Source organism: Neisseria sp. HMSC15G01 (genome assembly GCF_001808255.1).
GTDB lineage: Bacteria > Pseudomonadota > Gammaproteobacteria > Burkholderiales > Neisseriaceae > Neisseria > Neisseria subflava_A.
Map to the genome: position 1 here is coordinate 36287 of NZ_KV792657.1, position 21445 is coordinate 57731.

The following is a 21445-nucleotide window of genomic DNA, read 5'->3' on the forward strand; positions in this document are numbered from 1 at the left end:
TCCATGGCTCAAACTCAGTCGAGTGCGAACTTGAAGCTGATTAATACGGTTTTTGCCGCTATGCTTGTGAGCATGGTCGGCTATTTTATTTATTGGGGTTTGGGTTATACCCACTACAACCACTCAGTCCTGTTTATCCTTGCTACCTTTTTCGGCGTCTTCATGGCGTTTAATGTGGGTGGTAATGATATTGCCAACTCTTTCGGTACAAGTGTCGGCTCCGGCACATTGACCATTCCGCAAGCTTTGCTGATTGCGGCAGTATTTGAAGTCAGCGGCGCAGTGATTGCCGGCGGCGAGGTAACAGATACCATCCGTAAGGGTATTATCGATTTGAATGGCATGCATCTGGATCCGATGCAGTTTGTCTTTATTATGATGTCTGCGCTTTTGGCTGCGGCATTGTGGCTGCTTTTCGCATCACGCAAAGGTCTGCCGGTTTCCACGACACATGCCATTATCGGCGGTATCGTCGGTAGTGCCTTGTGTATGGCGGCATTGAACGGTGTGGATTCCGTTGCGCTGATTCAATGGGACAAGTTGGGCGAAATTGCCTTGTCTTGGATTTTGTCTCCGGTATTGGGCGGTATCGTTTCCTATCTGTTGTTTTCACGAATTAAGAAAAACGTTTTGGACTACAACTCTTGGGCCGATAATACGCTCAAAGGCATCAAGCTGGAGAAGAAAGCCTATAAAGAAGAACACCGCCTGTTTTTTGAAGCCTTGAGTGAATCTGAAAAAGTCGAATACGCCACCAAAATGGCGCACGATGCCCAAATTTATGATGAGCCGGACTTTGATCCTGAAGAATTGCAGTCTGAGTATTATCGCGGTCTGCACCGCTTTGACAGCCGTAAGGGCGAAGTAGATTCTTACAAAGCCCTGCACTCTTGGGTGCCGTTTATCGCTTCTGTCGGCGGCATGATGATTGCGGCCATGTTGATTTTCAAAGGTCTGAAAAATCTGCATTTGGGCATGAGCAACGTCAACAGCTTCCTGACCATTTTCATGATCGGTGCGGCTATTTGGATGGGTACGTTTGTATTTGCCAAAAGTTTAAAACGCAAAGATTTGGATAAATCGACTTTCCAAATGTTCTCATGGATGCAGGTATTTACCGCTTGCGGTTTCGCATTCAGCCATGGTGCGAACGATATTGCCAATGCGATTGGTCCGTTTGCCGCGATTATGGATGTGTTGCGTACCAACAGCATTACTGCCCAAAACGCCGTGCCGCCGATTGCCATGTTGACTTTCGGTATCGCTTTAATCGTCGGTTTATGGTTTGTCGGCAAAGAAGTGATTAAAACCGTAGGCACCAGCTTGGCAGAGATGCATCCCGCGTCAGGCTTCTCAGCCGAGCTTTCTGCTGCCGCCGTCGTGATGGCCGCATCATTTATGGGCTTGCCTGTTTCCAGTACCCATATCTTGGTAGGTGCAGTTTTGGGTATCGGCTTGGTTAACCGCAATGCCAACTGGAAATTGATGAAACCGATCGGCCTTGCTTGGGTTATTACCTTGCCTGCTGCTGCCGTTTTGTCTGTTGTCAGCTATTTGGTTTTGCAAGCCGTGTTTTAATTGATTGCTTGATTTCAAAAGGCCGTCTGAAAGATAGATTTCAGACGGCCTTTACTTATTTTTGTAAAGGATAGATTTTAGTTTGTTTTAACGATGCACAAATCATGCTTTTCAATGTTTGAACTGATACAAGAATAATCAAGGTAATAGAGAAATACCTTATTAGGAATATCTTGGAAAAGATTTTGGGGTTTAGTGAGGATAAACAAAGCTATTTTTAATTAGTCTGCTATAAGGTTAAGGTAATAAAAAAGCCCCAATTCATCGACGTTTAAGTGTCGTATTGAATTGGGGTTTTTCTATTTAGTGTAAGCCTTTACGGCCGTCTGAACATTATTCAGCAGCTTCGTTGGTCTCGGCTTGAGTAGGAGCTACTTCTGCTTCTGTAGTAGCCTTAGCGGCTTGACGTTCGGCTTGTGCAGCCAATGCCTGTTGAACGGCTGGGTGCTGTTGGGCAATGGTTTGTTCTTCTGTACTGACTTCGCCTTTGAAGCGGTTGTTCAAGTCAAAACGTTTGCCGCCGCGAGCCAGGGCTTTCAGATAGCGCGGACGGCGGCAGTGGTTGGCCAGTACGCGTGCAATCAGTGCTGGGTCGTATTGGGGCAGGGCGGCAACCAAGTCTTGGTCGATACCGACGGCCAACGGTTTGAATCGTTTGAATACATCATATTTGCCGTAAATGTGGTCGGCAATCATGTCTGTCTGTTTTTTCTTGCTCATAGTTTGGACGGCAGATTTCAGCGCAGCGCCCAAAGCGGTTTCTTGTGCCATTGCGGTTGTATTCCTCTAATATAAATCCGTATTTTCGTCATACGGCAATAAGGTGCTATTGTAGTATAAAGACTGGGATTTGGCTAAATTTTTCTGAGAATATTCAGAAATAAACGGTTATTTTTCCAATTTGGCAATGTCTGGTGTATTAACCTGAACATCGGCATTTTGCGCACGATGGCGTAAGGCGTGGTCAATCAATACCAATGCCAGCATGGCTTCTGCAATCGGAGCAGCGCGTAATCCGACGCAGGGGTCGTGGCGGCCGTGTGTGGCAAGCTCGACAGGGTTGCCCTCTATATCAATGCTCCGGCGCGGTGTGGCGATGGAGCTGGTGGGTTTGATGGCAATATTTACATGAATGTCTTGTCCGGTGCTGATGCCGCCCAAGATGCCGCCTGAGTGGTTGGATAGAAAGCCTTGTGGCGTGAGCTCGTCACCGTGTTCGCTGCCACGTTGCGTTACGCTATTAAAACCTGCACCGATTTCCACGCCTTTGACAGCATTGATGCCCATCATGGCATAGGCAATTTCTGCATCGAGGCGGTCAAAAACCGGTTCGCCCAAGCCAACAGGGACGTTGGCTGCTTCGATATGAAGTTTTGCGCCGACAGAATCCAATGATTTGCGCACGCTGTCCATATAGTTTTCCAAGTCTTCAATTTGGCTTTGGTTTGCTGCAAAAAAAGGATTTTGGGAAATATATTTGTAACCTTCAAACTGGATTTCTTTTTCACCGACTTGGGTAACGTAAGCGGTAATTTCCGTGCCGAATTTTTCTTTCAGCCATTTTTTTGCAACTGCTCCGGCTGCAACGCGGGCAGCGGTTTCGCGGGCGGAACTTCTACCGCCGCCGCGATAGTCGCGTGTACCGTATTTGTGCCAGTAGGTGTAATCGGCGTGTCCGGGACGAAAACTGGTGGCGATATTGCCATAGTCTTTGCTGCGTTGGTCGGTATTGCGGATCAGGAGGGCGATGGGGGTACCGGTGGTTTTGCCTTCGAATACGCCGGAGAGGATTTCGACTTGGTCGGCTTCGCGGCGTTGGGTAACGTGGCGGCTGGTGCCGGGTTTGCGACGGTCAAGGTCAAATTGGATATCCGCTTCGCTCAATTCTAATCCGGGCGGGCAGCCGTCAATGATGCAGCCCAAGCCTGCGCCGTGGCTTTCGCCGAAAGTGGTAACGGTAAAGATTTGTCCGAAGGTATTGCCTGCCATAGGGATACTCTTTTGAAATTGGGTTTGGAAATTTTTTGCTTATTTGGATAATTCTCAGGCCGTCTGAACGGTGAAACGAGAATCTTTGATTTCGTTTTTACACTTATTCAGACGGCCTTTTGAGATGACTGCTTAGTTTAATTTACCGTGGCACTGTTTGTATTTCAGGCCGCTGCCGCAAGGGCAAGGATCGTTGCGGTGAACAATCAGGCCATTTTGTGCAAGCGCTTCAGGGCTGAAGTCTGTGCCGTCAGGATCGAATGCTTCGGTAACCAAATCGGTTTGCGATTGACCTAGCAATTCTTCCATATCAGGCGCATCGGAGTGGACGGTTTGAACATCGCTGACGCTTTGTGCGGCAGTATGGTCGTATTCGCTGTTGCGCTCGATTTGAACGGCGGTCAGCAAAGCGGCAATGTTTTGTTTGATACCGCGCCACAGATTTTCAAACATGGCGAAAGCTTCGCGTTTGTATTCCTGTTTCGGATTTTTCTGAGCATAGCTGCGCAGGTGGATGCCTTGGCGCAGGTAGTCCATAGCGGCGAGGTGTTCGCGCCATTGGTTGTCGATAACTTGCAGCATAACATTGCGTTCGAAGTCAGACATGGCCTGTTTGCCGACCAATTCGACTTTCTCGGCATATTCGTCTTCGATGCGTTTGATGAGGCGCTCTTTAATGTCTTGGTTGTCCAAAGTGCTGTCTTCTTTCAGCCAGCCTTTAATATCGACATGCAGGCGGAAATCGGCGGCAAGTTGGTGCTCCAGTGCCGGAATGTCCCATTGCTCTTCCATGCTGTCAGGCGGGATGTGGTAATCAACCAAGTCGCTGATAACGTCGGCGCGGATTTCGCGGGTCAAATCGCTGACGTCTTTGCTGGTCAGGATTTCGTTACGTTGATGGTAAATCACTTTACGTTGGTCGTTGGCAACGTCATCGTATTCCAAAACCTGTTTACGCATATCGAAGTTGCGGCCTTCGACTTTACGTTGCGCGCCTTCGATTTGACGGGTCAGCAGGCCGTGTTCGATGGCAACGCCGCGTTCAGGTGCCAGACGGTTGAGGATGGCAGCGGCACGGTCGAGTGCAAACAGGCGCAATAATGGGTCTTCAAACGACAGATAGAAACGGCTGGAGCCGGGGTCGCCCTGACGGCCCGCACGACCGCGCAACTGGTTGTCGATACGGCGGCTTTCATGGCGTTCTGTACCGATAATGTGCAAACCGCCTGCGGCCACAACTTGGTCGTGTTCAGCTTGCCAACCGCTTTCAAGGGCTGAAATTTGCGCTTGTTTTTGCTGTTCGCTCAAGGTTTCATCGGCATGGATGGCTTCGATTTGATGTTTGAGGTTGCCGCCCAAGACAATATCGGTACCGCGGCCGGCCATGTTGGTGGCAACGGTAATCGCGCCGACTTTACCGGCTTGAGCGACAATTAATGCCTCGCGCTCGTGTTCTTTGGCGTTCAGAACGTTATGCGGCAGACCTGCTTTATGTAATAAGTCAGAAACCAGTTCGGAGTTTTCGATGCTGGTTGTGCCGACCAAAACCGGTTGGCCGTTTTTATGGCATTCGGCGATGTCTTTGACAACGGCTTCAAATTTTTCTTCGGCTGAGCGGAAGATTTGGTCGTTGAAGTCTTTACGTTGTACAGGACGGTTGGTCGGGATGATGACGGTTTCGAGGTTGTAAATGCTTTGGAACTCGAAGGCTTCGGTGTCGGCCGTACCAGTCATACCGGACAGTTTGCTGTACAGGCGGAAGTAGTTTTGGAAGGTAATAGATGCAAGCGTTTGGTTTTCGCGTTTGATTTCTACGCCTTCTTTAGCTTCAACAGCTTGGTGCAAGCCTTCGGACCAGCGGCGGCCGGCCATCAGACGGCCTGTAAATTCGTCCACAATCACGATTTCGCCGTCTTGAATGACGTAATGTTGGTCTTTGTGGAACAGGGTGTGTGCGCGCAATGCCACCATGAGGTGGTGCATCAGGGAAATATTGGCGGCAGAGTAGAGCGAATCGTTTTCCTGCAATAAGCCCATTTGGGTCAGGATTTGCTCGGCGTGTTCGTGACCGGCTTCGCTCAGGATGACTTGGTGTGCTTTTTCATCTACCCAGTAATCGCCTTCGCCTTCTTCGGTTTCTTGGCGGATAAGGTGGGCAGGAACAGCGTTCATTACACGGTAGAGCTGGATGTTGTCATCCGCCTGGCCGGAAATAATCAGCGGCGTACGCGCTTCGTCAATCAGAATGGAGTCCACTTCGTCGACAACGGCAAAGTTCAATTCACGTTGAACTTTGTCGTATTGGTCGGTCACCATATTGTCGCGCAGGTAGTCGAAACCGAACTCGTTGTTTGTACCGTAAGTAATGTCGGCACCATAAGCAGTTTGGCGTTCAAAAGGTTGCAAATCGGCGACGATCACGCCGACGCTCAAGCCTAAGAAGTTGTACAACGGCTCCATAATGCTCGCGTCACGGGAGGCGAGGTAGTCGTTTACGGTAACGACGTGTACGCCTTTTCCTGACAATGCATTCAGATAAACGGCAAGGGTGGCCACCAGAGTTTTACCTTCACCGGTACGCATTTCGGCGATTTTGCCGTTGTGCAGGACCATACCGCCGATCAGCTGTACATCAAAGTGGCGCATGCCCAATACACGGCTCGATGCTTCGCGGCAGACGGCAAAGGCTTCGACCAAGATGTCGTCCAGGCTTTGTCCATCGGCGAGACGTTGTTTGAATTCGGCTGTTTTAGCTTGCAGTTCTGCATCGCTCAAGGCCTGCATTTGTTTCTCAAGCGCGTTGATTTTGGCAACGGATTTACGATATTGTTTCAGCAGGCGGTCGTTGCGGCTGCCGAAGATTTTCTTAGCAATGTTTGTCAGCATGAATAATTCCTGCGCCTTGATATAATAGTGGGCGAAATTGGGATTTTAACACAAGCGCTTGTATAACGCGGTAATGCTGTTTGAAATAAAGGCGGTTTTGCTGTATTTCAATTGTAATTGTTTGGTTAATTTACTGAGAGGCCGTCTGAAATATATGGATTTAGCACAATTAGGCAAGCGCGATCATTTATTGGCGGGCTTGTTGCAACAATCGCAACAATGGCGGAAATTGGATGCAAAAATCAAAACGGTTTTGCCGGCCAACCTGCATCTGCATTTTCAGACGGCCTGCGTAGAAGACGGAAGATTGGTCTTGCTTGCCGCCAACAATATGGCTGCTTCGCGTTTGAAGATGATCCTGCCTGCCATGTTGCCCAAGTTGCAAGCATTGCATGCAGGGGTAAGGGAAGTGGTGGTCAGGGTAGTCCCCAAGCCTCCGACTCAGCCGAAAACCAATAGTTTGCGATTGAGCGAGGCAGCTTTAGACAGTTTTGACGAGGCGGCAGCCAAATTGGAAGGCAAACATCCCGAATTGGCGGCGGCATTGGCAGAATTGGTACGCAAGCACAGCCGTTAAAATTATGTCAGATGAGATTATTGTTAATAAATGTTAAAACTTATTTCATTCGGATGATAGCATCTAATACTAAAGAAATACGACCTAGAAAGTATCTGTTTTCTTTTAGGTAAACTGATGTAAACTTGGCTTGAAACTTTGATTTCGTGTGAAGTTTGTAGCAAAATAACGCCTGAATTTCACATCACGCTATGCGGATAAATTTTAGTTTGGCGTTTGCCTTTTATTAATATATTCGTGTGGTGCTATTAATAGAACTTAACAAAACTCTCATCATTAGGAGATACATCAATGAAAGCTTATCTGGCTCTGATTTCCGCTGCCGTTATCGGCTTGGCTGCATGCTCTCAAGAAGCTGCAAAACCTGCTGAAGCCCCTGCTGCTTCCGAAGCTGCCCCTGCAGAAACTACTGCACCTGCTGATGCAGCTCCTGCTTCTGAAGCCGCTCCAGCCGACGCTGCCGCTGCTCCTGCTGCCGGCAACTGCGCGACTACTGTTGAAGCCAACGACGCTATGCAGTTCAACACTAAAGAAATCCAAGTAAGCAAAGCTTGTAAAGAATTCACCATCACCCTGAAACACACCGGTACCCAACCTAAAGCCAGCATGGGTCACAACATTGTTATCGGTAAAACTGAAGACATGGACGGTATTTTCAAAGATGGCGTTGGCGCAGCTGACACTGACTACGTTAAACCTGATGATGCACGCGTTGTTGCCCACACCAAACTGATCGGTGGCGGCGAAGAATCTTCTTTGACTCTGGATCCTGCCAAACTGGCTGACGGCGAATACAAATTCGCTTGTACCTTCCCAGGTCACGGTGCTTTGATGAACGGTAAAGTTACTTTGGTTGACTAATCCGCCTCAAGTTCGAAAACAGACAGCCTGCCTTGCGCAGGCTGTTTTGTTATAATCTGGAAACATTAATTTAAGAATAAATCCTATGAATCCGTTTGAAACCAAAAGCGTTACTTTTGCCGAACCCATTGAAATGCTGTACGCCTGCCACGGCAAAGTGCGCCGTTTCTGCAATCAGGTTGCCATGTTGTCGGACTATATTGCCGAAAACGGCTGCAATCAAGTCGTTTTGCAAACCATCCGCCAAATTGCCCAGTATTTCAATATTGCCGCACCGTTGCACCATGAAGATGAAGAAGAAAACTTCTTTCCGCTTTTGTTGCAATACGCGCCGCAAGCACAAGAAAGCGTTGACGAGCTGTTGCGCCAACATGTCAGCCTGCATAGCAACTGGGACGGCGTAGCGGCTGAATTTGCCAAGCTTGAAGCAGACAACGCCTATATCCCTGATGCCGAAGCATTCACGCGTTTTGTCGCAGGATATGATATCCATCTGGCGATTGAAGAGCCGCTGTTTGATATGGGCAAAACCTTTATCCCCAAAGAAAAATTGACCGAAATCGGCGAAATTATGGCCGCACGCCGCCGCAAATAAGGCCGTCTGAAACAATCGTCTCAAGGAATACACTATGCTGACCCCAAAAAGTTGCAATTTGTTCAATATCCCTTTTTTCCAGTTTTCCCAGCTTAAAAAATACCAGCCTGAAAGCATTCCGCAAATCAAGGCAGACTATAAAGAAAACTGGCAGGTATGGCAGCAGCTGATCCAGCAGGTTGCCGCTGAATTGGGTGCGCCGTTCGCGCCGCCGCATATCGAACGCTGGTGTAACGGCTGGCAGGTCCGCGCTCATTTCTTTGCCTATTTCAAATACGAACAATATAAAAATTCCGCAGCGATTTTATCGATTTTGCTCAACCGTCGCCGCCTGAGCGTCAGCTTGGATTGGCATTGCTATAAAGCCGATGTTTCCCCAATTGCGCTGCCTGATTACAACCGCTGGCTGGATAATTTTGATACTGAAAAATACGCTTCATTCGATATGTGGCACGGTGCGGAAAGCGAATATGATGATTATCGTACCGTCTCCCAACAAAGCGACGGCGATAGAAAGCTTCGAGACGACAAAGATTTCTTCTGCATCGGGAAACACATCGAACGCGATGATTTAGGCAAGCAGGATGTCGCGAAATGGATAGTGGAAACAGTGGAAGACTTACTGCCGCTGTATGAAGCTTGTCATGGAAAATAACTCAGAATACCGAAAGGCAGACTGCCCATTCAGTATCTTCAAATAAACTCAAGGCCGTCTGAAAATTATATTCAGAACGTTTCAGACGGCCTGTTTCTCAAAGTGAGCAAATATGACCGAAACTCAATCCTTAGAGCTTGCCAAAGCGCTGATTTCCCGCCCGTCCGTTACGCCGGATGACCAAAACTGCCAACAACTACTGGCCGAACGTCTGCAAAAAATCGGTTTTGCCGTAGAAGAGCTTTATTTTGGCGACACCAAAAATGTTTGGTTGCGACGCGGTACTCAGGCTCCGGTGTTCTGCTTTGCCGGACATACCGACGTCGTGCCGACAGGCCCTGTTGAAAAATGGGATTCGCCACCGTTTGAACCGACCGAGCGTGAAGGCCGTCTGTATGGCCGCGGCGCGGCGGATATGAAAACCAGCATTGCCTGTTTTGTTACCGCCTGCGAGCGATTCGTTGCCGAAAATCCCAATCATCAAGGCAGCATCGCGCTCCTGATTACTTCGGACGAAGAGGGTGATGCGCTGGACGGTACGACCAAAGTCGTCGATGTGTTGAAAGCGCGCGGCGAGTTGATTGATTACTGTATCGTCGGTGAACCGACTGCCGTGGATAAATTAGGCGATATGTTGAAAAACGGCCGCCGCGGCTCGCTGTCGGGCAATCTGACCGTCAAAGGCAAGCAAGGCCATATTGCCTATCCGCATTTGGCAATCAATCCCGTGCATACTTTTGCCCCGGCCTTGTTAGAGCTGACACAAGAAGTCTGGGACGAGGGCAACGAATACTTTCCACCGACCAGTTTCCAAATTTCCAATATCAACGGCGGTACAGGCGCGACCAATGTTATTCCGGGCGAGCTGAACGTCAAATTCAATTTCCGCTTTTCTACCGAGTCCACCGAAGAAGGACTGAAACAACGCGTCCACGCCATTTTGGACAAACACTGCGTGCAATATGATTTGCAGTGGTCTTGTTCCGGCCAACCGTTTTTAACTCAGGCCGGAAAACTGACCGATGTGGCGCGCGAAGCCATTGCCGAGATTTGTGGCGTTGAGGCCGAATTGTCCACTACCGGCGGTACTTCGGATGGACGCTTCATCAAAGCCATTGCCAAAGAACTCATCGAATTAGGCCCGTCTAACGCGACCATCCACCAAATCAACGAAAACGTACGTTTGGAAGATATTCCGAAGCTGTCGGCAGTATATGAAGGTATGTTGAAACGTTTGTTTAAGTGAAAAAGGCCGTATAGGCTTTGAAAAACGATAGGGCGATATGATTCTTTTGCTCTTTTTGTTTTCGTTTAAGTTATCGATAATTGGACAAGGCAAAATATGATTACTCTGCCTTCTTTAAACGACCTTCCATCAAGGTGGAATGAAATCCGAGAGCAGTTGGAAACTGACTTTCCCGTTACTCTCGAAGCCTTGCTGCACGAGCGTCTTACGGAACACGAAGCCAAGCAGTTCGAGCAGGATTTTATCGACCGTATCGGCTGCACGCCCGAAGAATATGTCCGTATCCGCCGAGCCATCCGTCTGTTGGAAGCGCGTTATCCTGATAGTCCGAACGAACTGACTGCGGCCGCGGTTGCCACGCCGTTGGGTGAGATGTTGGCGGTGTTCGGCAGTAAGGGTTTGTGTCTGCTGGAATTTGTCGGGCAGAAACATATGGAACAGGAAATCATGGCTGTCCAAAAAGCTTTGAACGGACAGTTTATTTTCCAAGAAAATGAGCAAACGCAACTTTTGCGTCAAGAATTGGATTTATACTTCCAAGGCCGTCTGAAAGTTTTTGCGACACCTTTGGAAACGATAGGTACAGCCTTTCAGCAGCAGGTGTGGAATGCGCTGCTGACCATTCCTTACGGCGAAACGCGCAGTTATAAGGAGCAGGCGCAACAGTTGGGTAATCCTAAAGCCATTCGTGCCGTTGCCGCTGCAAACGGGCAGAACAAGGTGTCTATCCTGATTCCCTGCCACCGTGTCATCGGCAGCGATGGCAAGCTGACCGGCTACGCAGGCGGTTTGAACCGCAAACAATCGTTGCTTGCCTTGGAGCGAGGTGAAGTTCAGACGGCCTTGTTTTGATAGAGGATAAGGAGCCGCGCTTCGGGCAGGCTTCGCATTCTGAAAAATTGAGCAGCAGAAGGTCGGGGAAGCCCGGAAAAATCTGCATGGAGAAAAATGTTGGGCAACCCCCACGCTAGAAAAAGAGAAATAAGACATGAGCCTGAAAAACCGCCATTTTTTAAAACTTTTGGATTTTACGCCGGAAGAAATCACTACCTATCTCGACCTTGCCGCCGAATTGAAGGCCGCTAAAAAAGCAGGGTGCGAGGTGCAGCGGATGCAGGGAAAAAACATTGCCCTGATTTTCGAGAAAACATCAACCCGCACCCGTTGCGCGTTTGAAGTGGCTGCGCGTGATCAAGGGGCAGGGGTAACTTATCTGGAGCCGTCTGCCAGCCAAATCGGGCATAAGGAAAGCATTAAGGATACGGCGCGTGTTTTAGGGCGGATGTTTGACGGTATCGAGTATCGCGGCTTTGGACAGGATGTGGTGGAAGAGCTGGCCAAGTATGCAGGCGTGCCTGTGTTCAATGGTTTGACCAACGAGTTTCACCCGACTCAAATGCTCGCTGATGCGCTGACGATGCGCGAGCATAGCGACAAGCCTTTGAACCAGATTGCGTTTGCCTATGTCGGCGATGCGCGTTACAACATGGCCAATTCGTTGCTGGTGTTGGCTGCGAAACTGGGCATGGATGTGCGTATCGGTGCGCCGAAAAGTTTGTGGCCGTCTGAAAACATTATCGAGACGGTGCAGGCTGTTGCCAAAGAGACCGGCGGACGGATTCTGTTGACGGAGAATGTGAAAGAAGCCGTGAAAGGCGTGGATTTTATCCATACCGATGTGTGGGTCAGCATGGGTGAGCCTAAAGAGGCGTGGCAGGAACGTATCGATTTGCTGAAAGATTACCGAGTTACGCCCGAATTAATGGCCGCGGCGGAAAATCCGCAAGTTAAATTTATGCACTGTCTGCCTGCTTTCCATAATCGCGAAACCAAAGTCGGCGAATGGATTTATGAGACATTCGGCCTGAATGGTGTGGAAGTAACGGAAGAAGTTTTTGAAAGCGAAGCCAGCATCGTGTTTGATCAGGCAGAAAACCGGATGCACACGATTAAAGCGGTGATGGTGGCGGCATTGGGCGATTGATTGTTACGCTCAATATTGCTTACTGCTTCATTTAATAGAGATTAAATAAAGGCCGTCTGAAAGAAAGACTTTCAGACGGCCTTGTCGTTTGATTGGATTTATTGCCAAATCAGGACTTTGGGTTCGGGTGTTACTTGATAGCCTTCTTTACGCAGTAGTTCGATTAGACCTTTTTCGCTGGGTAAATGGGCAATGCCGACAGCAAAGAGGGTACTTTGTTTGGCAGATTGCTTGCGGATTTCAGGCAGCCATGCCAAGTTGCGACGGATCAGAAGGTCGTTTTTCAGCCAATCGGACATAGCTTTGGCGTATTTGGTATCAACAAGTTTGAGGGTGCGTTGTTCGGTTTCTTCCAAAAGTGGGATGAGTTCTTCAAAGCGGCCGTCTGAATAGGCTTGATGGAGTTTTTTGACATCTTCGGTTTCTTCTTTATAGGTTTTAATACTGGCTTTCAGAAAGTTGAGCATGGTTTCTTCAGGCTGAGCTTTGAAGATCGCGGTAACATCGTCCAAACTTTCTAATGAACCACGCAGCTTATTGATGTCGGCGGCCGCGTTGGTCAGCAACATATCTGCACCGGTTTCTGCGCTATACCCTCGGGGAAATGTACTGCCGGCAAAAATGAATGCCGCCCACGGATGGAGTTTGTCGGCAATTTGGGTGATGGGTCGGCTTTCTTCATTTTGCGAATAGATTTCTTGTAAAAGACGGAAATCTGCTTTGCCGAGCTTACGGCTGAGTGGTTCGGTACTCATGACTTCCTTGAAGTATTTTTGATACATTTTTGCCGTTTCCGGGCTGCTGTCCGGCAATGCGTCAACTTCTGTCGTCAGTTGGGCGGTGGATTGCAACAGTTTGACTGCATCGGAAGACAAGGTTTGATTGGTTCGTCCCATATGGATGGTGCCGAGCAGGTAGGAATCGGGTTGGCCTTCTTTGCTGATTTTCCAAACATTGCTGGTGAGTTTAGGCTGCTGCCAGTTGAGTTCGGCGGGTTTGTTGTCGGATGAAGTTGCGGCGGGTTTGCAGGCGCCCAGGGCAAGGGCGGTCAATGGTACAAGCAGGCAGGCAAGCAGTTTTTTCATGTTTTTCCTTATTGTGGTGTGCGGTCGGCAAGGGCAATTTAGAAATCGAGCAGGTTTTGAACCGGATGTTCGCCCGTTTCGGTTTTTTCCAGTTTGCGGTTGCGGATTTTGGCCTTCCTGAGGGATAGAAGGTGCATGACTTGATGTTTTTGGCTATCGGTCATCTGGAGCCAGTACAAGCGCTCTTCCCGGCTGCGCAGGCAGCCTTTGCAATAACCTTTGGCATTGGCTTCGCAAACGCCGATGCAGGGGCTGGGAATGGGGAAGAAATCGGGTTGATCCATTTTGTGTTGCTTTTGATGTGAAAAAAGGCCGTCTGAAATATAGCACATATGTTCAGACGGCCTAAGTGTTTATACGGTTTGCGAGTATTTGGCTTTGGTTTCTTTATGGCGTAAATGGTAGTCGAACACCATGGCGATGTTGCGGATCAGGAAACGGCCCTTCGGCGTAACGGTCAGGCCGTGCGGTTTGAGGTGGACCAGGCCGAGGGTTTCCAGTTGCTTCATATCTTCCAGTTCCGCTGCAAAATAACGGCTAAACGGAATGCCGAACACGCTTTCGTAAATCCGATAGTCGAGCGAGAAGCGGCACATCAAATCCTGAATGATGTTGCGGCGCAAAATGTCGTCTTGATTGAGCTGGTAGCCGCGCATAATCGGCAGGTGTCCGGCGTCGAGTGCGGCGTAATAGGCATCGATATCGCGCTCGTTTTGGGAGTAGGTGCTGCCGATTTTGCCGATAGAGGACATGCCGATCGCCACCAAGTCGCAGTCGGCATAGGTGGAATAACCTTGGAAATTTCGTTGCAGGAAACCTTCTTTGAGTGCGATGGAGAGCTCGTCGTCAGGTTTGGCAAAGTGGTCCATGCCGATGAAAACGTAGCCTCGCTCAGTCAGGGTTTGGACGCAATATTGCAGCATATCGAGTTTTTCTTCACTGCCGGGTACGACATTGGTGTCGATACGGCGTTGCGGTTTGAAGATATGCGGCAGGTGGGCGTAGTGGTAGAGGGCAAGGCGGTCGGGATCGAGGGATAAGACTGTATCGATGGTGGTTTTGATGCTTTCGGTGTTTTGGTGCGGCAAGCCGTAAATCAAATCGACGCTGACCGATTTAAACCCGGCTTCACGCGCGGCATCAATCACTTCTTTGGTTTCTTCGTAGCTTTGAATGCGGTTGACGGCTTCCTGTACTTTAGGGTCAAAGTCTTGAATACCGACACTCATGCGGTTGAAACCGAGTTTGCCCAATTTGAGGACGGTTTCACGGCTGACTTTACGCGGGTCGATTTCGATGGAGTATTCGCCGTTGGGAATCAGCTGGAAGTATTTACGAATCATGTCGAAGACGCGTTCGAGTTGGTCATCGCTCAGGAATGTGGGCGTACCGCCACCGAAGTGGAGCTGTGCGAGCTGGTGTCTTCCGCCTAAATGAGGTGCCAGCAACTCCATTTCTTTTTCCAGATATTGGATATAGGCATCGGCACGGCTTTTGTCTTTGGTAATGATTTTATTGCAGCCGCAGTAATAGCAGATGGTATTGCAGAAGGGAATGTGGATGTAGAGCGAAAGGGGTTTGTTGAGCGCACCCATGTTGCGCAGGTTTAAAGCTTGGATATATTCGGCTTCTTTAAAGCCTTCATGGAAGCGGTCGGCGGTCGGATAGGATGTATAACGTGGACCGCTTGATGGCAAACTGGCAATTAATTCACGATCAAATTCCGGTAATTCATTGTTTGTGTTGGTGTTATTTGAGATGGGGATGATTTTCATGGTCGGGGCTTGTAGTATGAAGTAAGGAAATTAGGGAAAATTTTAGTCAAAATTTCGATAGTTTGGTAGAATGCCTCATAATGATATGCCGACTTTGACATGGGTCAATAGTTATTCGGCTTAATCAGGGGTTGAGAGAATTAAGCAAATTAAAGGTGCGTTATGGCTACACACAATGCAACACATCAAATGAAAACCTTGTGTTCCACATGTTCTTTACGAGAACTGTGTTTGCCTGTCGGACTAATGCCTAACGAATTTTCACAATTAGATGCGGTTATTCGTCAAAGCCGCCGTCTGAAAAAAGGTGAATACCTGTTCCGTGCCGGCGAGCCGTTTACCTCTTTGTTTGCCATCCGTGCGGGCTTCTTTAAGACAACAGTCGCCAGCCAAGATGGACGAGATCAGGTAACCGGCTTTTTTATGTCGGGCGAGCTGATCGGTATGGATGGGATTTGTTCCCATATTCACAGCTGTGATGCTGTGGCTTTGGAAGACAGCGAGGTATGCGAGCTTCCGTTTACACATATTGAAGAACTCGGTCAGGATATTCCCAGCCTCCGCTCTCACTTTTTCCGCTTGATGAGTCGCGAAATTGTTCGAGATCAGGGCGTTATGCTGCTTTTGGGCAATATGCGCGCTGAAGAGCGATTGGCGGCATTTTTACTCAATCTGTCTCAGCGTCTCTATTCACGAGGTTTTGCCGCCAATGATTTTATCTTGCGGATGTCGCGTGAGGAAATCGGTAGCTATTTAGGGCTGAAACTGGAAACGGTCAGCCGCACCTTATCCAAATTCCATCACGAAGGCTTGATTTCGGTTGAACACAAGCACATCAAAATCCTAGATGCGACGACTTTGAAGAAAATGGTTTCCGGTTGTTCACACGCTATCTGAATCTGAGGCCGTCTGAAATATTTCAGACGGCCTTTTTAACAAGAATTAAAGAATAATTGTTAAGTTGCGCAAGTGATAGTCAAATTTTAAATTGAAAAATCTTCAACAACCGGCGTGTACAGAATGCGGTCGACTACTTCTCTGGTCAGTTTCGGTGCAAACATCTGGATAAAGTCATACGCGTAACCGCGCAGGTAAGTATCCGAGCGTAAGGCTATCCAAGTGGGCGACGGTTCAAATAAGTGTGCCGCATCAATCAGCTGCAAATCTTGATCAACCGCGGGATCGTACGCCATTTTGGCCATCAAACCAACGCCCAAGCCTAAGCGTACATACGTTTTCAATACATCCGTATCGGCAGCCGATAAGGCAACATCAGGTTGCTCGATATGCGCTTTATTAAAGGTACGCGCGATACTGCTGCCGGAATTAAAAGCAAATTCGTAAGTAACCAGCGGAAAAGAAGCCAAATCTTCAAGGCTTAAAGGATTGCGGCAGTCCAAAAGAGGGTGGTCATGCGGAACAATGACGGCATGGTTCCATTCATAGCAGGGCAGTTTGCCCAACTCGGGATGATCGTCAATGCGTTCGGTAATAATTGCCAAATCCGCTTCGCCGCTGCTGACCATTTGCGCAATGGCAGAAGGGCTGCCTTGTTTGATGGTCAAATTGACTTTAGGGTAGTTTTTGACAAATTCCGCAACGATTGTGGGCAAGGCATAACGCGCCTGGGTATGCGTTGTCGCGATGGTCAGCGAGCCGCTGTCGTGATCGGTAAACTCGCTGCCGATATTTTTAATGTTTTGTACATCACGCAAAATTCGTTCCGAAATATCTAACACGGCTTTGCCCGGTTGCGAAACGGAAACCACACGTTTGCCGCTGCGGATAAAAATTTGGATACCCAATTCTTCTTCAAGCAGGCGGATTTGTTTGGAAATGCCGGGCTGGGATGTAAAAAGCGCATCGGCAGCCTCGGAGACATTCAGATTGTGCCGGTAAACTTCAAGGGCGTAACGTAATTGTTGCAGTTTCATGGTAGCAGTACCGAATACGTTGTTATTGTGGATTTTGTGCGACAAACGGCATGTAATTTAACATATTTTGCCCAGTTTTGCCCCGAGTTTTGAAAATGGTTGTTTTTAATGAAAATATCTTTTAATGATATGAAAACAGGAAATTCAGGAAAGAAGAGGGAAAGGGGTTTTGTTGTTTTTGTACAACTTTAGGTAGGTGAATTGTCTGATTTTGCCCTAAATTAATGACACAAGATTGATTTTTCGGCATGATTAACTACTAGGAAGCAGGCACTTCATGATTGTTTGAAGGCATCGAGTATTGACAGTTTGCCTTGCGCTTCTTTATAGTGCAACCTGATATATCCGATTTGCCGCTGTTTTGATACTGCGGCCTGTATATTGGTACTTTGCAGCGGTTGCTTTCCTAGTCCGCCGCATAACAATTTGATGAGGGAATAAAATGACCAAACAGCTGAAATTAAGCGCATTGTTCGTTGCCTTGGTTGCCTCTGGCACCGCTATGGCCAGCGAAGCGCACACCAAACACGGTTACACCGTAAGCAGCCAATCTCAAGAAATCGTCCGTAACAACTACGGCGAATGCTGGAAAAACAGCTACTTCGACAAAGCTACCGAAGGCCGTGTTGAATGTGGTGACCGCGAAGCAGTTGCTCCTGTACAACAAGCTCCTGAGTATGTTGATGAAACTGTTTCTCTGTCTACTAAAACTCTGTTCGGCTTCGACAAAGACAACCTGCGTCCTGAAGCTCAAGAAAACTTGGACTCTTTGGCTCAACGCCTGAGCAACGACAGCGTACAAACTGTACGTGTTGAAGGTCACACTGACTTCATGGGTTCTGAAGAATACAACCAAGCTCTGTCTGAGCGTCGTGCCAACGTAGTTGCTAACTACTTGGTAGGCCGTGGCGTTGCTTCTAGCAAAATCTCTGCAGTAGGTCTGGGCGAGTCTCAAGCTCAAATGACTGCTACTTGTGAAGCTGAAGTTGCTAAACTGGGTAAAAAAGTTTCTAAAGCTAAGAAACGTGCTGCCCTTATCGCTTGTATCGAACCTGACCGTCGCGTTGATGTTAAAATCCGCAGCGTTGTTACTCGTCAAGTTGCTCCAGGCCAAACTATCGAAGGTCAAGGCGAATTGCCTGCTACTGATGAAGGTTGGATCCCAGCTCCTTACAATGGCGTTCACGGTTACGCTAAACCTTAATCGGTTTGTGAAAAATGCCCTGCATATTGCAGGGCATTTTTTTATGGTTTATATTTGAAGAGTCGGGGAATTCATGATTCAAAATAAAAGGCCGTCTGAAAATAAGTCTTTCAGACGGCCTTTTATTAAGACGGATTAGTTTGGCTTGGGCCATTTCCATACGCAAACAGCGGCGAGTATTGTGCAAATCAAAAAGATGATACTGGATAAGCCATGCCAAATGCCGAATGTACCGCCTACTAGAGACAGCAGCCAGTTATCCAGTCCGTACTTGTGTGCCTCGATAACCGGCGTAACCAAAAGATGATTACAGGCTAAGAGTAGCCAAAGTACCAAGATCCACCAAGAGAGGGAGGCAAGTTGCCGTCTGAAAAAGGCATAGGCTGCGCCAAAAATAGCTAAGCCGCATATTGCTGTGATGGCAAATAAAATGCCGGCGATTTCTCCTGCCAGCATTTTGGGCAGGATGCGGAACAGGATAGGGGCAGTAACATAGCCTGCTGTCAGCTGCATACCAAGCCACATGGCGGCAGCGGTTTGGATAATTTTGTATAGTAGATTCATTATGCTTCTCCTGGGAAGATTTTATTTTCTTTAATTATGGTGTTTTTAGGTATAACAAAAGGCCGTCTGAAAATGTTTTCAGACGGCCTTTTGTTTATTTAGATATATTGTACGGCAATGATGTCATATTCACGCACGCCGCCGGGTGCTTGAACTTCTGCAACGTCGCCTTCTTCTTTGCCGATCAGGGCTCGGGCAATGGGGGAGCCAACGTAGATTTTGCGTTCTTTGATATCTGCTTCATCTTCACCGACGATTTGGTAGGTAACTTGTTCTTCGGTTTCCAAGTCTTCCAGTGTCACAGTTGTACCGAACACGATTTTGCCTTCTGCATGGATTTCGGCAGGGTTGATGATGTGCGCCATAGAGAGTTTGTGTTCCAACTCGGCGATACGGCCTTCGATAAAGCCTTGACGCTCTTTGGCGGCTTCGTATTCTGCGTTTTCAGACAAGTCGCCGTGCGAACGTGCTTCGGCGATGGCTTCAATGACTTCTGGACGTGCTACGCTTTTGAGGTGTTGAAGTTCTTGTTTCAACAATTCTGCACCACGGACGGTCAAAGGGATTTTTTGCATTGAGTTCTCCATGAAAGCATGATGATGCTTTTAAAATTTTATCCGGCCACGCGCGGTAGCCGGATTGGAAATAAAAATACAAGCCGCCAAAGCTTGGCGGCTTGATGAATAAATAAGTAATGCCTGTATTCTACCAAATTCTGCCGAAACCGCAATGATTAAAACGGATTTTCAGTAAAGTGTTGTTTTCTGTTCTATTTTGTTTTTTCAGACGGCCTGAAAACTAAATATTGAAGTATTTCAAAGCTGCATGGGAAAAACGGTTTCTTAAATGAATGTTTTTGATTAAAATACCTGATGCTAATTCGTAGTAATTAGTCTGCTTTAACTATACGAAGAGATTATATGGAAACAAAACCAACTCCCCAAAATGAACAACAGGCTAACCGCCGTTATTTGACTGTTTGGCGATGGCATTTTTATGCCGGATTTTTGGTTGCGCCGTTTTTAACCCTGTTGGCTGTTACAGGGTTGGGAATGCTGCTATTTGCCAATATCACCGGTAAAGAAGGCGAACTCATACATGTTGCGCCGCAGGCAGTGGTTCAGCCTTTATCGGCTCAGGCTGAAGCCGCCAGACAGTTTGTAAATCCGGAAACTGCTTCGGTAGTGCAGTATATTGCGCCGCGCGCAGATGATATGGTTGCCGTATTCCGCGTGAACAATGACGATAAGGCTGCTATGGTTGCCGTTGATCCCTATACGGCGAAGGTCGTCAATTCAACGCCGCGCAATGACGGCTGGTATCACATCATGGACGAAATCCATGGCGATATGATGATCGGCACGGTGGGCGACTATATACTGGAAACAGCCGCTTCACTGACTATTTTGATGATCATTACCGGGATTTACCTGTGGTGGGCAAAACAGCGCGGTGTGAAATCCATGCTTGTACCGAAAGCAGGTAAAGGACGTACATGGTGGCGTAGCATGCACGGCGCATTCGGCACTTGGGTTTCTTTGCTTCTGTTGCTGTTCTGTCTCTCGGGCGTTGCTTGGGCGGGAATTTGGGGCGGTAAGTTGGTTCAGTCTTGGAGCCAATTCCCTGCCGGTAAATGGGGCGTCGAACCGAACCCTGTATCTACCGTGCCGACCCACGGCGATGTGTTAAACGACGGTAAAATCAAAGAAGTGCCATGGGTTCTGGAGCTTACGCCTATGCCTGTTTCCGGTACGACGAAGGGCGAAAACGGCATCAATCCGAGCGAACCGATGACTTTGGAAACAGTTGACCGCTTTGCCCGCGAAATTGGTTTTGAAGGCCGTTACAAGCTTAATTTGCCTAAAGGCGAAACGGGCGTGTGGACGCTGTCTCAGGACTCGATGAGCTACGATATGCCCAGTCCGACCGCCGACCGCACGGTACACATCGATCAATACAGCGGCAAAGTCCTTGCCGACATCCATTACGATGATTACAACTGGTTTGGTAAATTCATGGCGGTCAGCATTGCGCTGCATATCGGTACGATGGGCTGGTGGAGTGTGCTGGCGAACGTTTTGTTCTGCTTGGCAGTCATTTTCGTCTGCATCAGCGGCTGTGTGATGTGGTGGAAACGCCGTCCTTCGGAAGCACGTGGTTTGGTTCCTCCTGCACAGAAAATCAAATTGCCGGTATGGTGGGCAATGGCTGTGCCACTTCTGATTTTGGCTGTGATTTTCCCAACAGCTATTGCCGCAATTGCTGTTATTTGGATTTTGGATACACTGTTGTTGTCGCGTATCCCTGCATTGGCAAGATGGTTTAAATAACCGCCCGATGTGATTAAAGGCCGTCTGAATCTTTTGTTTCAGACGGCCTTTTGTATAAAGGTTAAAAGAAGCAAGGGAATTATGATTCTGTTTAAGTTTATGCGCGAGAAGTGTATTGTGATTGGCTTGCAGGATTGTGTAAGAAAGATGAGGAGATCTTGTATAAAAACAAAAAACCCACT

20 protein-coding genes are annotated in these 21445 nt (G+C 48.2%); 11 read left to right on the forward strand and 9 right to left on the reverse strand.

Annotated elements, in window-relative coordinates:
- The first annotated feature begins 3 nt into the window (after positions 1–3).
- Complete coding sequence (locus tag HMPREF3139_RS02085; protein WP_070460128.1) at positions 4–1578, forward strand: inorganic phosphate transporter; 1575 nt, start codon at positions 4–6, stop codon at positions 1576–1578.
- Positions 1579–1911: 333 nt separating this feature from the next.
- Here HMPREF3139_RS02085 and HMPREF3139_RS02090 read toward each other — a convergent pair whose 3' ends face one another.
- The 3 genes from HMPREF3139_RS02090 to secA form a co-directional block, all read right to left on the reverse strand.
- Positions 1912–2349, reverse strand: coding sequence for a ProQ/FINO family protein (locus HMPREF3139_RS02090; protein ID WP_070460131.1), 438 nt, complete (start codon positions 2347–2349; stop codon positions 1912–1914).
- Positions 2350–2466: 117 nt separating this feature from the next.
- Positions 2467–3567 (reverse strand): chorismate synthase, encoded by a 1101-nt coding sequence (gene aroC, locus HMPREF3139_RS02095; RefSeq protein WP_070460134.1) that lies wholly within the window; start codon positions 3565–3567, stop codon positions 2467–2469.
- 132 nt (positions 3568–3699) lie between these two features.
- Positions 3700–6453 carry a preprotein translocase subunit SecA gene (gene secA, locus HMPREF3139_RS02100; RefSeq protein WP_070460137.1) on the reverse strand — a complete coding sequence of 918 codons (2754 nt, stop codon included), beginning with the start codon at positions 6451–6453 and terminating at the stop codon, positions 3700–3702.
- A gap of 154 nt (positions 6454–6607) precedes the next feature.
- On the opposite strand from secA, the gene HMPREF3139_RS02105 reads away from it, so the two are divergent.
- The 7 genes from HMPREF3139_RS02105 to argF all read left to right on the forward strand — a co-directional run bounded on the left by HMPREF3139_RS02105 (position 6608) and on the right by argF (position 12371).
- Positions 6608–7030 (forward strand): DciA family protein, encoded by a 423-nt coding sequence (locus HMPREF3139_RS02105; protein ID WP_070460140.1) that lies wholly within the window; start codon positions 6608–6610, stop codon positions 7028–7030.
- Positions 7031–7321: 291 nt separating this feature from the next.
- The gene (gene azu, locus HMPREF3139_RS02110) at positions 7322–7891 is read left to right on the forward strand and encodes an azurin (protein ID WP_070460143.1); all 570 of its coding nucleotides are present in this window, start codon (positions 7322–7324) and stop codon (positions 7889–7891) included.
- Positions 7892–7976: 85 nt separating this feature from the next.
- Positions 7977–8486, forward strand: a complete 510-nt coding sequence (locus HMPREF3139_RS02115) for a hemerythrin domain-containing protein (RefSeq protein ID WP_070460146.1) — start codon at positions 7977–7979, stop codon at positions 8484–8486.
- Positions 8487–8520: 34 nt separating this feature from the next.
- Complete coding sequence (locus HMPREF3139_RS02120) at positions 8521–9141, forward strand: glucose-6-phosphate 1-dehydrogenase family protein (protein ID WP_070460149.1); 621 nt, start codon at positions 8521–8523, stop codon at positions 9139–9141.
- A gap of 112 nt (positions 9142–9253) precedes the next feature.
- The gene (gene dapE / locus HMPREF3139_RS02125; protein ID WP_070460152.1) at positions 9254–10387 is read left to right on the forward strand and encodes a succinyl-diaminopimelate desuccinylase; all 1134 of its coding nucleotides are present in this window, start codon (positions 9254–9256) and stop codon (positions 10385–10387) included.
- A 96-nt stretch (positions 10388–10483) separates the two neighbouring features.
- Positions 10484–11239, forward strand: a complete 756-nt coding sequence (locus HMPREF3139_RS02130) for a methylated-DNA--[protein]-cysteine S-methyltransferase (protein WP_070460155.1) — start codon at positions 10484–10486, stop codon at positions 11237–11239.
- Positions 11240–11375: 136 nt separating this feature from the next.
- Positions 11376–12371, forward strand: a complete 996-nt coding sequence (argF, locus tag HMPREF3139_RS02135; RefSeq protein WP_070460158.1) for an ornithine carbamoyltransferase — start codon at positions 11376–11378, stop codon at positions 12369–12371.
- A gap of 98 nt (positions 12372–12469) precedes the next feature.
- On the opposite strand, the gene HMPREF3139_RS02140 is transcribed toward argF, so the two are convergent.
- The 3 genes from HMPREF3139_RS02140 to hemN form a co-directional block, all read right to left on the reverse strand.
- Positions 12470–13456, reverse strand: a complete 987-nt coding sequence (locus HMPREF3139_RS02140; RefSeq protein WP_070460161.1) for a TraB/GumN family protein — start codon at positions 13454–13456, stop codon at positions 12470–12472.
- 38 nt (positions 13457–13494) lie between these two features.
- Complete coding sequence (locus HMPREF3139_RS02145; protein WP_070460222.1) at positions 13495–13740, reverse strand: DUF1289 domain-containing protein; 246 nt, start codon at positions 13738–13740, stop codon at positions 13495–13497.
- Between the two features lie 69 nt (positions 13741–13809).
- Positions 13810–15231 carry an oxygen-independent coproporphyrinogen III oxidase gene (gene hemN, locus HMPREF3139_RS02150; RefSeq protein ID WP_070460164.1) on the reverse strand — a complete coding sequence of 474 codons (1422 nt, stop codon included), beginning with the start codon at positions 15229–15231 and terminating at the stop codon, positions 13810–13812.
- Positions 15232–15393: 162 nt separating this feature from the next.
- On the opposite strand from hemN, the gene fnr reads away from it, so the two are divergent.
- Entirely contained in the window at positions 15394–16128 is a 735-nt protein-coding gene (gene fnr, locus HMPREF3139_RS02155; protein WP_039862092.1) for a fumarate/nitrate reduction transcriptional regulator Fnr, read from the forward strand.
- An 86-nt stretch (positions 16129–16214) separates the two neighbouring features.
- Here fnr and HMPREF3139_RS02160 read toward each other — a convergent pair whose 3' ends face one another.
- On the reverse strand, positions 16215–17165 hold the full coding sequence (locus HMPREF3139_RS02160) for a CysB family HTH-type transcriptional regulator (RefSeq protein WP_070460167.1): 951 nt from the start codon (positions 17163–17165) through the stop codon (positions 16215–16217).
- Between the two features lie 442 nt (positions 17166–17607).
- On the opposite strand from HMPREF3139_RS02160, the gene HMPREF3139_RS02165 reads away from it, so the two are divergent.
- Positions 17608–18369 (forward strand): OmpA family protein, encoded by a 762-nt coding sequence (locus tag HMPREF3139_RS02165; RefSeq protein WP_049336752.1) that lies wholly within the window; start codon positions 17608–17610, stop codon positions 18367–18369.
- Between the two features lie 135 nt (positions 18370–18504).
- On the opposite strand, the gene HMPREF3139_RS02170 is transcribed toward HMPREF3139_RS02165, so the two are convergent.
- Both HMPREF3139_RS02170 and greA read right to left on the reverse strand, forming a co-directional pair.
- The gene (locus HMPREF3139_RS02170; protein ID WP_070460169.1) at positions 18505–18933 is read right to left on the reverse strand and encodes a DUF4149 domain-containing protein; all 429 of its coding nucleotides are present in this window, start codon (positions 18931–18933) and stop codon (positions 18505–18507) included.
- A gap of 98 nt (positions 18934–19031) precedes the next feature.
- Positions 19032–19508 carry a transcription elongation factor GreA gene (greA, locus tag HMPREF3139_RS02175; RefSeq protein ID WP_003684304.1) on the reverse strand — a complete coding sequence of 159 codons (477 nt, stop codon included), beginning with the start codon at positions 19506–19508 and terminating at the stop codon, positions 19032–19034.
- Between the two features lie 345 nt (positions 19509–19853).
- Here greA and HMPREF3139_RS02180 point away from each other — a divergent pair, with 345 nt between their 5' ends.
- Entirely contained in the window at positions 19854–21263 is a 1410-nt protein-coding gene (locus HMPREF3139_RS02180) for a PepSY-associated TM helix domain-containing protein (protein WP_070460171.1), read from the forward strand.
- The last annotated feature ends 182 nt before the right edge of the window (positions 21264–21445 follow it).